The sequence below is a fragment of the Vibrio sp. B181a genome (assembly GCF_030248375.1).
GTDB lineage: Bacteria > Pseudomonadota > Gammaproteobacteria > Enterobacterales > Vibrionaceae > Vibrio > Vibrio campbellii.
Window position 1 is genome coordinate 45,864 of the sequence record NZ_JAHGAD010000019.1, and the last position, 13,857, is coordinate 59,720.

Genomic DNA, 13,857 nt, shown 5'->3' on the forward strand with positions numbered 1-13,857 from the left:
CACAATTTTATAAACCATATGATTATATAAGAGCTAATTAAATACTATTTATAGAATAAACTTAATTAGCCACCTTTAATTTAGCGAAACAAAAGCTATTGAATTTAGCAGGAAAGGAAAGGTTTCAACGACATAAAAAGAGACTATAACAAGCCGGTCAACAAAAGAATAAAAACCCAATATAACAACAACTTAAATGATACAGCTCAATAAAATATCATATTTAAAAGAATAAACCACTTGATTGCCATGTAGTAAATTTCGCACAATAAATAAGTCACATGAATGGTTATTTCATTTCAATATCACTTTGAAATATGAAGTAAAGATGCAAAATTAATAAAAAACTGAAGTCAACATTTGCTTTTATTTGGAATTAACGTCACACATTTTTCATGGGCTACAGAAATAATAATTATCCTACAACATCTAGAGTATTAATTCTATTTTCAACTTAATAGTTCAATTAACAATCTAACTATCATTCTAATCCTTTCACTTTTTCTAATATAGCTCGACCTTGACGATAATGTATTTACGCTTGTTTTGTGTTTATTTTACCCACTATTTCTCCAAGTATTATAATCAAAAAAGGCAAGCCGAAGCCTGCCTTTCACTGCGTATTGCACTTTTTATCTGAGATTAGGCTCAAGAAGTCCGTTTTTCCTCTTTCGCGTCCACATTGCTCGCGTTTTGCTCTGTGGCAACCATGTCATCAAACTGAGAAATTCTTGCCAAGAATGCAGGCTTGTCTTTACTTGGGATCGAGCTTGCAAGTGGCAAGTCTGCTTTCATTGAATCGACCGCTCGATTTCGTACCAGTACTTCGAAGTGCAGGTGTGGGCCTGTTAGACGGCCTGTCGCTCCGGAAAGCGCAATCTTCTGCCCACGCTTAACATGGTCTCCTTTCTTAACTAAGAAACGGCTCAGATGCAGATAACGCGTTTTGTAGACACTGTTATGCTCTATTACCAAGTATTTCCCCGCATAAGGATGGTTACGAATCGCAATCACTTTACCATCGCCAGTAGAGTAGACTGGAGAGCCAACAGGCGTCGCGAAATCCGTGCCATTATGTGGTGAGATACGCCCTGTCACTGGGTGTTTCCGATAAGGGTTGAAAGGTGAGGTAATACGACGGAACTGTTTGTCGACTGGGTAACGATTGAATGCTTGCTCAAGGCTGTTCCCATCTCGGTCATAAAAACGCCCATCTTCCGCCAAAAACGCCTCCACATCTTTGCCGCGCATCTTGATTGCAATGCCTTGTACTTCTGTATTGCCAGTTAAATGATCATCAACATATTGGCGACGAACCAACACATGAAAACTATCACCAGCACGAAGTTCGCGAGCAAAATTCACTTTATCGCGCAATACACGTGTGATGTTGGCAATCTGGGTCGTAGTTAAGCCTTGTCGATGAGCAGACGATGAGAAGCTACCGTTGATCGTCCCTGAGTGCATTTCCTCACGCCATTCACCCGGCTCTTCCACAAAGTCATACGCAAAAGTACCATCGCTGTTTTGCGTGTAGATCGCGCGTTCAACGAGACTCTCATGAAAAATCACTTGCTGTAAGGTTTTAGTGTCTCTATCCACCACAAACTCGAGGTGGTCGCCTGGTTTAATGGTATCGAGCTTAAGTGAGATTAAGTCAGCTTCAAGAAGCTTCTGCGTCGTTTCGTACGGCACACCCCATGAAGAAAAAATGGTGCTAAGCGTATCGCCGACTTTGACGAAGTAATGAATACGAGCAATGTTGTCATGACCTTGAGCGGAGCGGTCATTCTTTTGTGTCGCCTCCGTTGATTGAGCGCCAGACTTTGGAGCGCTCTCTAACTGAGAATAAGGTGTCACCTTAATGGTGATTTCTTCAGGTTTCGTTTCTGCTTGATAGGTGAGGTATGCTGCGAGAGAGAATGCGGTAGCAGCGACAGCAATGAGTGAATAACGAACAAACTTCATAATACTTGGATTGACTGAAAACAATAGTTGTTATGTTATAACATCATGCAGTCACAATGAAAACATTACGTATTTGAGAACTTTGTTTCTAAGCTTTATTGGGTTCTATAAGCCGCTCTTTTGATCAGGAAAGCTTATAGAAAAAAAGGCCAAGTCAACCTTGCCCTTCTCTATGATTACCAAATCGTGTTTTAGTTCATCGGACTGACAAAACTTCTGCAAATTCGTCTTAACGGCCCCTCTATGAGCGGAAATACTGGCCAATCATGGGACCACCTTTTAGGCTTTCGAGTATAAATTGCACTCGTTGTTCGACGTTAAGTGTTGGAACCTCAATCAGCGTATATCCAAATCGTTCGTATGCTGCAACCATCAATTGATAAGTTCTCACGGCTTCCGAAAAGTTTTGCTTTCTCTCTTCATCGTTGACAAAAATGGCCTCCCAAGGTGGGAAGATGAAAATGTGTTTGGCGTATTGTTGTTCCTCACAGGCATTCGTTAACGATTGCGGGATAGGTAAACTTTCGAGTTGGCTATAGCCATATGAATCCACAATACCGCGGTCAAAGAAGACGAACTCCTTATGATGCTTGTGGGCTTCATAGTTGTTTTGCTCTTCGCGCACCATTTCATCACGAAAAGCGATTTTGTTTTTCCAAGGTAAAGCGTCACCACCAAGTGCCACTTGATGTTGGATCACCTTACGCCCAGTTTCTGGTGCGCAAACGTAACCAAGCTTAGTAAGATGCTCAATCACTGAGGTTTTGCCCGAACCCGGACCACCAGTAAATACGATTAGGTTATTCATTTAGACCTCAATGGTTAAAAATAGAAGGTTAAAAATAGAAGGTTGAAGATAAAGGTTAAAGGTAAAGGGTTGTCTTATCGCCGCTTATTCCGACTTAAGGGCGTTAGTGGCATTAACGTAGAAACAACGAGAAAAAATGGATGTCATGACGCAAAGTTGGTCTTAGACGACATTATGCGGGGAAGATTAGGATAACGGTTCGAGAGGAAATCAATAGAAGTGCACAAAAAGGCGCTAGAAACTGCCTCTGCATTATAAACGTACTGACGTAAAATGCACGGCTGTAAATTACATTACCCTCCCCTAAATCTGTGACCAAGCATGGCAATCCTCTGAATAACAGACGAAATGAATCGGCTTTTTGAGTATAACCATTGAGCATCAGTTGTTAGTCGCAACTTACTCAGTAAGAAACACCACGTTTACGTTGCCAAAGAATTTAAGACATACGAAGGATCTTATGACTCGTTTCGCTCCGCTAAAAGCCGCTAACCACCAGCTCAAAAACCGTCTAGTTGTGCCACCCATGGCTTCCCAAACCGCGACGACCGATGGCATTGCTACACAAACCACCATTCAACAATATGACAAACTGGCGCAATCTGGTGCGGGTCTTGTGATGGTGGAATACAGCTTTGTCGACTTTACTGGTCGAAGTGAGCCAAACCAATTAGGGGCATACAGCGATAATTGTATCGAGGGAATGCAAGCGATCGCAGCAGTCATTCATGCTCGCGGAGCAAAAGCAGGCTTCCAAATTACCCACTGTGGCGGTAAAGCCCAGTTAGATGTTTGCCCAGAATTAATGGGACCTTCCGGCATAACCGTGCCCGCTTTCGATCGCGTGTTACCACAACCAAAAGCAATGACACAGGAAGACATACTTGTTTGGCGTCAGAACTTTATTGATGCAGCCCTGCGTGCCGACAAAGCTGGGTTTGATTTTGTCGAACTGCACTGTGCCCACGGTTATGGTTTAAACCAAGTTATTTCTCCGGTCACAAACCAGCGTAATGACCAATACGGCGGGTCATTAGAAAACCGCGCTCGTTTGGTGGTCGAGATCATCGAAGCCATCAAAGCTCAGAGCCATATTGGCGTGATGGTTCGCATCCCCGGGCAAGACCTCTACCCAGAAGGGTTAACGCAAAACGACATGGTGAAAGTGTGTCAGTTACTCATCAAAGCGGGTTTAGATGTTATCGACGTTTCATCGGGTATTGGGGGCTGGAATCGCCCTAAAGACCGCCGTGGCGAGGGCTATCTTGTATCAGAGTCAACCTTCTTAAAACAAGCAGACTTGGGTGTTCCAATCATCGGTGTGGGTGGAATTGAAAGTGCAGAATACATCGATCAAGCGGTAAACAACGGCTGGCTCGATTTGGCAGCCGTCGGCCGTGCCGTATTGAAAGACCCTCTCGCTTTCAACCAGCAAATCATGCAGCAAGAAGTCAGCGCATAACCTCCCTATTCAAAAAACAAATGCCGAAGTGAGCTGCATCACCTCGGCATTTTTTGTTTTTGTTTTTGTCGTTGTTTCTGGTTATCTATATTTTCTCGCTTATTTTTAATCACGATTAAAGCAGTAGAGGATTTACCACTTAACGATCCCCAACGTCACTTTGACGCCGCCAACTAACGTTGAACCACCATAGTCTTTTGCTAGGCGCAGCAAGGTGTCATGAAAGCCTAAGTTTGGAAAAGCCGCTTCAACTTCTGCGATGGTTTCTTTACTCACCCCTTTGCGAACACTGCCTTTGGTCGCATCAATCCAGTCTGCTTTTCGGCATGCTTCGATGACTTTCTGGTGCGGCCCTTTATAAGGCGAAATCTTATGGTGCCAATGAATCGCGCCACGTAATGCATCAGGATCTAAACCCCATTCAAAGTGTTCATTGTCAGCTAACGCTGTAGCTTCAGAGGGTTCGAGATAAACCAACTCATGGTCAGTCCACAAGCCAATGTCGTGATAAACAAATGCCGTTTCTACTAACTGCTCGTACTGCTCATCATTGCCGAGGAAATGCATCGCATAAGTGATGGTTCGATAAACATGATTACGATAGCCCGGAAAGTCATCTCCAATTTGATCTTTATATTTGGCAAACAGCAATTCGACGCGTGGACGCTCCAATTTAATTTCGATTTGCGACATGTTTGGTTTCCTCAGATAAAGTCTTTAAAGAATTATAGACTTTGTCTTTTCGTCGGGAGTTATCACCACCGTAAAGCAATTGCGCTCCCCTTGATGTGATACAGAAAACCCGTTTGTCATTTGGGCTATGAGCATCAAACCTCGCCCTGAAGGCATCCAACTCTTTTCGTCGAATAGATTTGGCGTCTCAATTTTCTTTGAGGTGTAACTTTGGAAGGTTTCATCAGAAATGCGATTACCATAATCAAATACACGCACTTCTATGTTGCGCTGATCACCCTGTGTTAGTTCGCATTCTAACTCAACCGTCTTTCCTGCTTGTTCTTGGTAGGCATGAATAAACGCATTGTTCATGAGTTCTACCACACATAACTCCAATGCTTGCATGGCATGAGAAGAAACCGAATGTTGTTGAAGGAACTCAACCAATTCGAGACTCGCTTGGCGCGAAACTTCTAAAGATGATTGATAGGATTTCTGGAACACCACCCTCGGCGAATTAACGGCTTGCGATTGTGCACAGCCCAACCATCGCACTTTCAACAAGCTCACATCATCGTCGAGTTCTGGTTTTCCTTGCCAGTTTTGCACTTGCTTTAAAACAGCATTGGTTTTTGCTTTTTCTGGCATCGCTTTACTCCTTTCGATGTTGGCTAACAGTCGGTCAATGTCGTAAAGCTCCTCGCCTTGCTTAGCTTCCAATAAACCATCGGAGAAAAACCAAAGCGCGTCATTAGGCTTGAGTTGGATGCGCCCACCTTGGTACATCATCGGTTCCAATGCCCCGACGATGAAGTTGTTGTCACCAACAAGTTCCAAGCGGTTTTGTTCCGTCTGTTGCCAAACAAATTTAGGGTGTCCTGCTGTGCAATAATTCAATTCACCGGTTTCGGTGTTCAACACGGCGTATTCGATAGTGAAATAAAGCTTGCTGTTCTGCGTTTGCTGGTAGCGTCGATTGAGCCTTTCAATCACAGCGGCAGGCTCACTGATGTGGTACTCATTGTCGCTCCAGTCTAACGTTATCGACTCCGATTTGTTACGTTGTGACAAAGTTTGTTGAATCGAGAACGCCATTAACGCCGAAGAAATACCGTGCCCGGAAACATCGAAGACATAAAACGCAACATGCGATTCATCAAGCTCGACATAACCCAACATATCCCCACCGATCTTGGTACAAGGGACATAAGTGAAGCTAAATTGTGCCGTATGAATTTGTTCTTCAACGGGCAACAGTTGCCCCATTAACTCTCCAGCAGAATCCAGATCCTGCTGAATGGTTTGATACGCTAAATCGAGCTCTTGGTTTTTTGTCGTGAGCGTATTGTGCAGTTCTAAAGTACGAAAACCCGCTCGAATTCGCGCTTGCAGCTCAGCGACAGAAGTCTTCTTATCAACAAAGTCATCGGCACCTGCATCCATGCCTTTGATGATGGATTCTTGATCGTTATATGAAGAAAGGAGAACAAAGAAGATATAACGAGAAAACGCCGACGACTTAAGCTCACGACAAAGCTCAATGCCACTAATACCCGGCATCATCAAATCACTGAGGACAAACTGAATGTCAGTTCGGTGAGTCAGCACTTCTAACGCAGACTCACCATCTTCAACGGCAATGACCTCGTACCCTTGCTTTTGCAATGCACTGGTCATGTAGAGCAGAACCGTTTTACTGTCGTCAACCAACAATATGGACTTCATGCGTCTCCTTGCCCGTTTGTTCTATTGCAGCACGCTATTCATGGATTGGGCATCTCTAAAACGGCTGTAATCTTCCGCTAAAAGTTGGTGTTGATAACGGGTGTAAGATAATGCCTCATTCGAGATGACAATTTGGTTTTCTTTTTCCACCAGTTGCCCACGCAGCCGTTCAATTTGTTGATGTTGCTGAGTGTGACTTTGATACATGGCCACGAGCCCGCACACAGACGCTACGAGCAGCGTACACAACACGCCATTGATGGTTTTACTTCGAACACGCATAACCTCTCCTTGTCGCTTGGTGTCCTTCATTACTTGGTGAAGTCCAATAATGATTGGGACGTCTACAGACTAAGAACGTAACGTTCTAAAACGCCGTGAGAGCCAATTGAGGTTGTTACATTAACAAAGTTAATTATAGGAGAGAGGCTGAAAAAAGAGAAAACCCTAGAAAATTGAAGATCTTTACGCTTAAAACGACAAAAAGCAGCGAACTCATACAAGCTTCACTGCTTTGTTGATGCAGACTAAGCCTCAATCTTGGAATGCCTCACGCACCGATACTTGTTCAAACCAACGCGCAATACTTGGGTAAGTTTCGAACACTTCAATACTCAAACCATTTACGGCAAAACCAACAAAAATGTAGCCAGTAATGTCCACGATAGTGAAGTTGTCCGTCGCGATGTGCTCACTTTCTGACAAGCGCTTATCTAGCGTAGGTAGGAACTCTAACACGCGAGATTTCGATTCGTCACCCCACGCAGCAACACAGTTTTCACGATCTTGGTAAATTGCTGTGATATTGCGAAACGCCTGAAAAGCCGTGTACAAGCCTTGGAATTCGACAACGCGATGCCACATTTCCACCTGAGCACGTTCGAGCTGGTTAGCGCCAAACAGAGCCAGATCATTTTCAAACGCTTCATCTAGGTAGCGACAAATCGCCACGCTTTCACAGATCGTCGTGCCATCATCCAGTTCCAGTAAAGGTACTTTGCCGTTGACGCTTTTCGATTTATACGGTTCAGATAGGTTATCGCCCTCGCGCACATTCAGCGCAATTCGCTCAACCTCGCCACCGATTTCCTTTAGAAAAATGCTAACTCGCTTACAACTTGGAGTCATTGCGGTTTCATACAGCTTCATTTCACATCCTTTTATCTTTTTCTAACCGATTGGTTAGGATATACTGTAGCCAGTTTATAAACGATCAGTCAAGAACTTCACTATCAAAAATTTTCAAACAGTTGTGGGTCTGTTTGCTGAGCGAGATTTTTGATGCCGTTTGTGAGTTCACATGAATTTGGGGGCTGATACCCAAGAATAGATGGGTATTCATCATATTGGTTCAGTTCGAACGCTAGAGGTTCTCTGTACCATCCCTCCAAAGCAATTTAATTACCCGATAAGCAGACCCAGGCAGGTAATTTATGGCAAGAAAAGCCAATTTCGACCGAGATGAAAAGCTTCTCGTGGCTATGGATGTGTTTTGGCGTAAGGGCTTTGCGAACACGTCAATCTCGGATCTCACCGACGAGTTGAACATCAACCGCTTCAGTCTTTACAACACCTACGGTGACAAGCAGCAGCTCTACTACGAAGCGCTCGATACTTACTTGAAAAAGGTCTCGCTACCCTCACTGAATGATTTGGAAAAAGACGACGCGTCTTTACCTGAGTTGGAATCGTTCCTTAAATCTTTTGCTGAACTGCAACGCAAACGCAACTGTGGGTGCTTTATCCAAAATGCGTTGATTGAGCACGCTGGTGAAGACGATGATGTACTGCGCAAAGGGCATTTTTTGTTTGACCATCTTATCGACATCATTGCAGATGCGCTGACCAATGCGCAAAAAGAAACCTTAGTGCCCAAAACGCTGAAACCAGAAGAACTCGCTCGTTTTGTTCTCAACAACATGCAAGGTATGCGCGTACTTGGCAAAGCCAAACGTTATGCCGACTTGGATACCGCGCTTTCCTGCTTGCTGGTTTTGATTAGGAAGTAATATGTCGATTGAAGTGATAGCAGTACGTCTTACCAAAGGCATGGACTTAAAGCTGAGCCTAGCGAAATTGGTCGAGCAGCATGGTATCAAAGCAGGCTCGATTGCCTCATGCGTTGGCTGTGTCTCTGACCTCAACCTTCGTTTGGCAGGTGCAGAGAGTACGTTAACCAAACATGAGCCATTTGAAATCGTCTCTGTGATGGGAACACTAACGCCTGAACATCAACACGTTCATATCTCGGTGTCTGATCGTGAAGGACGAGTTTGGGGTGGGCATTTGCTGGAAGGCACAGTGATTGATACTACCGCAGAGTTGATCATCCATTCGTACTCAGAACTTGAGTTCACTAGAGCGATGGACGACTCGACTGGCTATACCGAACTCCAAGTGAATCCTTCCAAATAACAAAAAGCTCCAGAGCGATACTGTGCTGTCTCTGGAGCTTTATTCGCTTTTCTCTTATGCCAATAATTTATTCATATCGAGCAAGCTAATTTCGAGGATCATTCTTCGAGTAAGTAACAAACCTGATTATCGTCGACCGTTACTTGCCAGGTTTTTAGACAGTGCGCTTCGTCTTCTAAACACTGCCCGCTCTTTAAGCTGAAATGCTGTTTGTACAGTGGTGATGCAACACACATCTCACCATCGATATCACCGACAATCCCTCGACTCATCACATAAGCCTTACCAATTGGGTCCCAATCTTGAACGGCGTAAACACCGCTATCTGGAATGTAGAATAACGCGACATGCTCGCCTTCAATCAACACCGTGGCACCGATGAACGGCATTAGGTCATCAAGCTGACACAATTTCACTTTGGTTAACGCTGCCATTTACACCTCCTGTTTCACTGGAATACGCTGACCGCGCACACGTTGATACGGCAAGACTTTGCTGCCCGACGTGCTGTTCAAGAAAGGACGGAAGCGTTGCAATTTTTGAGGATTATCCAGCGTACTCTTCCACTCACATTGATAGGTATCTACGACGCGCGCCATTTGTTCATCCAAAGAGTCACATAAGTTGAGAGAGTCATCCAAAATCACTTGTTTAAGGTAATCTAAGCCCCCTTCCATGTTCTCCATCCACACTGACGTGCGCTGCAAGCGATCAGCGGTGCTGACGTAGAACATCAAAACCCGGTCGATCATGGTGATCAACTCTGATTTGGATAGGTCGGATGCAAACAAATCAGCGTGTCTTGGTCTCATGCCGCCATTCCCGCAAACGTATAGATTCCAGCCGTTTTCGGTGGCGATCACCCCAATGTCTTTACTTTGCGCTTCTGCACACTCGCGAGTACAGCCCGATACGGCAAACTTAAGCTTATGGGGCGCTCGCAATCCTTTGTAGCGGTTCTCTAACTCAATGGCTAATCCAACTGAATCATCAACACCATAACGACACCAAGTAGAGCCGACGCAAGATTTCACAGTGCGCACCGATTTGCCGTAGGCGTGCCCTGTTTCAAAACCAGCATCAATTAAGGTTTGCCAGATTTCAGGAAGCTGTTCTAACTGCGCGCCAAATAAATCCACGCGCTGACCGCCAGTGATCTTGGTGTATAGATCGTATTGCTGAGCGACTTCACTAAGTACGATAAGTTTATCTGGCGTGATTTCGCCGCCCGGAACACGAGGCACAATCGAGTAAGAGCCATCTTTTTGCAGGTTAGCCATAAAAGCATCGTTAGAATCTTGCAGAGATTGATGCTGTGGCTCCATGATGTGTTCATTCCACAAAGAAGCAAACACAGATGCCGCTGTTGGCTTACAGATATCACACCCATGCCCTTTGCCATGCAGTGCGATTAAGGTGTCGAAGTCTTTGATCTGTTCCACTTGGCAAATATGGAACATCTCTTGGCGACTGAGCTCAAAGTGCTCACAAAGGTGGTTGCTAACCTCTACCCCCATGGCTGCTAATTGAGTATCCAATACCGACTTGACCATATTGCTACAGCCACCACAGCCAGTACCGGCTTTGGTGTTGGCTTTAAGGTCCGTCAGGTTGGTAGTGCCAGCTTGAATCTCAGCAACTAAGTCGCCCTTTGTGACGTTGTGACAAGAACAGATGATGGCGCTGTCTGGCATCTCTCCATCAAGCATTCCGGTATCAAACAGCAGGTTCGCCGCGTGGTCTGGCAAGACTGTTTTGTTCAAATAGCACTGTAAGAGCGCATCGTAATCGCTGTTATCACCGACGAGAATCGCACCAAGTAATTGGGTGCCGCTCGCATCAACCACCAGCTTTTTGTAGATGCCTGCAACCGCATCTTGCAATACCATTTCTTGTGCACCTTCGGTTTGCATTTGTGCATCGCCGATAGACGCCACATCTACCCCAAGCAGCTTAAGTTTAGTGCTCATGTCTGCACCTTTAAAACCATCGCTCGGCATCCCAGTCAAGACATCGGCAGTGGTTCTCGCCATGGTGTAACCGGGTGCGACTAAGCCAAAGATCTTTTGCTCCCAAAGAGCACATTCGCCAATCGCATAAATATTCTCATCGCTGGTTTGGCATTGGTTGTTAATCACAATACCGCCTCGCTCGCCTACTTCCAGCTCAGCCATTTTTGCCAGCTCATCTTGAGGGCGAATACCTGCGGAAAAGATAATCACATCCACTTCGAGAGGATCTTTGTCTTTAAACACCATACGATGCTTAGCCGTTTCACCATCGCAGATTCGTTCCGTACCCGTTGAGGTGTGAACGGTTAGCCCTAGCGCTTCAATCTTCTCTTTTAGCACTAAGCCAGCACCATCGTCTAACTGCACGGGCATCAGGCGGGGTGCAAATTCAATAACGTGAGTTTCTAACCCCAATAGTTTGAGTGCGTTTGCCGCTTCTAAACCCAACAAACCACCACCAATCACTGCGCCTGTTCTTGCGCCTTCGCATGCCTTTTTGATTTGTGAAAGGTCATCAAGCGTGCGGTAGACAAACACGTTGTCGCGGTCTTTACCTTCAATTGGCGGTACAAATGGGTACGAACCGGTCGCGAGCACGAGTTGGTCGTAACCCAGCACATCTTCAGCATCAAGCAGAATGAGCTTTTGCTCTCTGTCGATGCCTGTTACTTGGCTGCCAAGTACGAGTTGAATGCCATGCATGTCGTACCATTCTTGGTTACTCAGCATCAAATCATCATGAGACTTACCCGCAAATAAAGAGGACAACTGTACACGGTCATACGCGATAAAACGCTCTGCACCGACCACGGTAATTCTGTGCTCCATATGCGCGTTTTTCTGCACTAACTGCTCGACGAGATGCTGCCCGACCATACCGTTACCTACCACAACGATGTGGCTCAATGCGTTCTTTACTGGAATCGTTAAAGGACTGTTCATTGCTGCCTCCTTATGCCGTTTGCGCTGCGGTTTTGGGTTTGTCTTCTTTCGAAGCAGGAATCTCGACTTTGGATTGCTTCTCGTAAAGGAACTTCAGCACCGCTTGTCGACACTTCTGATACTGCGCATCATCTGCCAGTGCGACACGCTCGCGAGGACGCGGTAGATTCACTTCTAACACTTCACCAATAGTTGCAGCCGGTCCGTTAGTCATCATCACGATTTTGTCGGATAGCAGCACGGCTTCATCCACGTCGTGGGTAATCATGATGACAGTGTTGTTTAGCTCGGCTTGAATCTTCATCAGTGCATCCTGCAAATGCGCACGAGTTAACGCATCCAACGCACCAAATGGCTCATCCATCAGCAGAACCTTTGGTTGAAGTGCCAGTGCTCTCGCAATGCCGACGCGCTGCTTCATACCACCCGAGATTTCATCCGGCTTTTTGTGCGCGGCATGCTGCATTTGAATCAACTCCAAATAGTGGTTCACTTGCTCCTGAATCCACGCTTTGCCCTTTTTGCCGGCAACTTGTTTTACTGCGAGCTCAACGTTTTGATACACAGTGAGCCAAGGCAATAGTGAATGGTTTTGGAACACGACTGCGCGGTCAGGTCCCGGTCCAGCCACCTCTCGTCCATCGACGATCACGCCGCCGTCTGTTGGCATGTGTAGCCCTGCGACTAAGTTCAATACCGTTGATTTACCACAGCCAGAGTGACCAATTAGAGACACAAACTCGCCTTTATTAATTTGTAAATCGACGTTCTTTAGCGCGATGAATTCTCCATCTGGCGTTGGGAATCGCATCCCTAATCGCGTTAGATCTAATAGTGCTTTTTCCATGATCTTTTCCCTTATCTCAACGCTTGTTGTTTATTCCAAGACAACCACTTTTGAAGTTGCAGCATGCCTCTATCGAGCATCAAACCGATAAAACCAATAGTAATGACTGCCACCATAATGCGACCCAATGATGCTGAACTGCCGTTCTGGAACTCATCCCAAACAAACTTGCCTAATCCAGGGTTCTGCGCGAGCATCTCTGCCGCAATCAACACCATCCAAGCGATACCTAAAGAGAGACGTAAACCGGTGAAGATCATTGGAATGGCAGAAGGTAAAACGATAGTGCGAATGTGCTGCCACCACGAAAGTTGAAGCACTTTGCTCACGTTGACCAAGTCTTTATCAACGCTCGTTACGCCCACGGCGGTATTAATCAGCGTCGGCCATAAGCTACACAGCGCCACTGTGATCAGAGAGTTAATGAACGACTTAGCAAACATCGGGTCATCACTCACATAAGTGGCACTTACAACCATAGTGACGATAGGCAGCCAAGCTAAAGGTGATACGGGCTTGAGCAGTTGAATGATTGGGTTGAACGCTTGATACAGCCCTTGATTCAGACCAAGCACGATGCCAAGCGGAATCGCGATAACCGTCGCCAGCAAAAAGCCCGCAGTTACGGTCACTAAGCTTGTTATGATTTGGTCGAAGAACGTCGGTTTACCTGTGTAGGGACGAATCTTCACTTCCGCATCTGGATTCTTCGCTAACTTCGCAGCATTACGTTTTTCCTGACGTTCGATAAACGCTTGTTCCTTTTCTCGCTCTTGCCAATGGTCATCGACAAGGTGGCTGAACTGCTGAAAAGTTTGCACAGGTCCCGGTAGCGTACCTAATGAAGTTTGCACTTCTCTCGCTGCTAAGTGCCACATTGCCAAAAAGGTCAGCAAGCCAATGACGGGCAAAAGCACCAACCGACTTCGGTTCACTACCTGCTTAGCAGGAAGCAGGGAAATGACATTACTAGACATACTCACTCCTAAGAAATTTACATCCT

The 13,857-nt window shown here is 45.6% G+C and carries 13 protein-coding genes; 3 read left to right on the forward strand and 10 right to left on the reverse strand.

Annotated elements, in window-relative coordinates; all coding sequences use genetic code 11:
• Nucleotides 1-648: 648 nt before the first annotated feature.
• Together KIO97_RS08595 and KIO97_RS08600 are read right to left on the reverse strand one after the other, a co-directional pair.
• A complete protein-coding gene (locus KIO97_RS08595) occupies nt 649-1,968 on the reverse strand; it encodes a peptidoglycan DD-metalloendopeptidase family protein (RefSeq protein WP_047477460.1) in 1,320 nt (439 codons plus the stop codon).
• A gap of 241 nt (nt 1,969-2,209) precedes the next feature.
• Entirely contained in the window at nt 2,210-2,776 is a 567-nt protein-coding gene (locus tag KIO97_RS08600) for an AAA family ATPase (RefSeq protein WP_134977514.1), read from the reverse strand.
• Nucleotides 2,777-3,236: 460 nt separating this feature from the next.
• Between KIO97_RS08600 and KIO97_RS08605 the strand changes: the two genes are divergently transcribed.
• Nucleotides 3,237-4,238, forward strand: coding sequence for an NADH:flavin oxidoreductase (locus KIO97_RS08605; protein WP_285381954.1), 1,002 nt, complete (start codon nt 3,237-3,239; stop codon nt 4,236-4,238).
• A 132-nt stretch (nt 4,239-4,370) separates the two neighbouring features.
• On the opposite strand, the gene KIO97_RS08610 is transcribed toward KIO97_RS08605, so the two are convergent.
• The 4 genes from KIO97_RS08610 to KIO97_RS08625 all read right to left on the reverse strand — a co-directional run bounded on the left by KIO97_RS08610 (nt 4,371) and on the right by KIO97_RS08625 (nt 7,787).
• Nucleotides 4,371-4,931, reverse strand: a complete 561-nt coding sequence (locus KIO97_RS08610; protein WP_285381956.1) for a phosphohydrolase — start codon at nt 4,929-4,931, stop codon at nt 4,371-4,373.
• Between the two features lie 24 nt (nt 4,932-4,955).
• Nucleotides 4,956-6,638 (reverse strand): SpoIIE family protein phosphatase, encoded by a 1,683-nt coding sequence (locus KIO97_RS08615; protein ID WP_285381957.1) that lies wholly within the window; start codon nt 6,636-6,638, stop codon nt 4,956-4,958.
• Between the two features lie 21 nt (nt 6,639-6,659).
• Nucleotides 6,660-6,920: a hypothetical protein gene (locus KIO97_RS08620; RefSeq protein ID WP_285381958.1), complete on the reverse strand. Its 261-nt coding sequence runs from the start codon at nt 6,918-6,920 to the stop codon at nt 6,660-6,662.
• A gap of 252 nt (nt 6,921-7,172) precedes the next feature.
• The gene (locus KIO97_RS08625; protein ID WP_285381959.1) at nt 7,173-7,787 is read right to left on the reverse strand and encodes a glutathione S-transferase; all 615 of its coding nucleotides are present in this window, start codon (nt 7,785-7,787) and stop codon (nt 7,173-7,175) included.
• A gap of 284 nt (nt 7,788-8,071) precedes the next feature.
• On the opposite strand from KIO97_RS08625, the gene KIO97_RS08630 reads away from it, so the two are divergent.
• Nucleotides 8,072-8,647, forward strand: a complete 576-nt coding sequence (locus KIO97_RS08630; protein ID WP_005375904.1) for a TetR/AcrR family transcriptional regulator — start codon at nt 8,072-8,074, stop codon at nt 8,645-8,647.
• Between the two features lies 1 nt (nt 8,648).
• The gene (locus KIO97_RS08635) at nt 8,649-9,053 is read left to right on the forward strand and encodes a PPC domain-containing DNA-binding protein (protein ID WP_285381961.1); all 405 of its coding nucleotides are present in this window, start codon (nt 8,649-8,651) and stop codon (nt 9,051-9,053) included.
• 98 nt (nt 9,054-9,151) lie between these two features.
• Here the strand turns inward: KIO97_RS08635 and nirD are convergent, their stop codons facing one another.
• Genes nirD through KIO97_RS08655 form a run of 4 tightly spaced genes read right to left on the reverse strand, consistent with a single transcriptional unit; the run spans nt 9,152 to nt 13,831 of the window.
• Entirely contained in the window at nt 9,152-9,487 is a 336-nt protein-coding gene (gene nirD, locus KIO97_RS08640; RefSeq protein ID WP_025625975.1) for a nitrite reductase small subunit NirD, read from the reverse strand.
• On the reverse strand, nt 9,488-12,007 hold the full coding sequence (gene nirB / locus KIO97_RS08645) for a nitrite reductase large subunit NirB (protein WP_285381963.1): 2,520 nt from the start codon (nt 12,005-12,007) through the stop codon (nt 9,488-9,490).
• A 10-nt stretch (nt 12,008-12,017) separates the two neighbouring features.
• Complete coding sequence (locus KIO97_RS08650; RefSeq protein WP_285381965.1) at nt 12,018-12,854, reverse strand: ABC transporter ATP-binding protein; 837 nt, start codon at nt 12,852-12,854, stop codon at nt 12,018-12,020.
• Nucleotides 12,855-12,865: 11 nt separating this feature from the next.
• Nucleotides 12,866-13,831 carry an ABC transporter permease gene (locus KIO97_RS08655; RefSeq protein ID WP_285381967.1) on the reverse strand — a complete coding sequence of 322 codons (966 nt, stop codon included), beginning with the start codon at nt 13,829-13,831 and terminating at the stop codon, nt 12,866-12,868.
• Nucleotides 13,832-13,857 lie beyond the last annotated feature (26 nt).

Excerpts from the sequence above, each read along its gene's own strand:
- KIO97_RS08650 (WP_285381965.1), bottom strand. The coding sequence starts at position 12,854 with ATGGAAAAAGCACTATTAGATCTAACGCGATTAGGGATGCGATTCCCA.
- nirD (WP_025625975.1), bottom strand. The coding sequence starts at position 9,487 with ATGGCAGCGTTAACCAAAGTGAAATTGTGTCAGCTTGATGACCTAATG.
- KIO97_RS08635 (WP_285381961.1), top strand. The coding sequence starts at position 8,649 with ATGTCGATTGAAGTGATAGCAGTACGTCTTACCAAAGGCATGGACTTA.
- KIO97_RS08605 (WP_285381954.1), top strand. The coding sequence starts at position 3,237 with ATGACTCGTTTCGCTCCGCTAAAAGCCGCTAACCACCAGCTCAAAAAC.
- KIO97_RS08600 (WP_134977514.1), bottom strand. The coding sequence starts at position 2,776 with ATGAATAACCTAATCGTATTTACTGGTGGTCCGGGTTCGGGCAAAACC.
- KIO97_RS08625 (WP_285381959.1), bottom strand. The coding sequence starts at position 7,787 with ATGAAGCTGTATGAAACCGCAATGACTCCAAGTTGTAAGCGAGTTAGC.
- KIO97_RS08595 (WP_047477460.1), bottom strand. The coding sequence starts at position 1,968 with ATGAAGTTTGTTCGTTATTCACTCATTGCTGTCGCTGCTACCGCATTC.
- KIO97_RS08615 (WP_285381957.1), bottom strand. The coding sequence starts at position 6,638 with ATGAAGTCCATATTGTTGGTTGACGACAGTAAAACGGTTCTGCTCTAC.
- nirB (WP_285381963.1), bottom strand. The coding sequence starts at position 12,007 with ATGAACAGTCCTTTAACGATTCCAGTAAAGAACGCATTGAGCCACATC.
- KIO97_RS08655 (WP_285381967.1), bottom strand. The coding sequence starts at position 13,831 with ATGTCTAGTAATGTCATTTCCCTGCTTCCTGCTAAGCAGGTAGTGAAC.
- KIO97_RS08620 (WP_285381958.1), bottom strand. The coding sequence starts at position 6,920 with ATGCGTGTTCGAAGTAAAACCATCAATGGCGTGTTGTGTACGCTGCTC.
- KIO97_RS08610 (WP_285381956.1), bottom strand. The coding sequence starts at position 4,931 with ATGTCGCAAATCGAAATTAAATTGGAGCGTCCACGCGTCGAATTGCTG.
- KIO97_RS08630 (WP_005375904.1), top strand. The coding sequence starts at position 8,072 with ATGGCAAGAAAAGCCAATTTCGACCGAGATGAAAAGCTTCTCGTGGCT.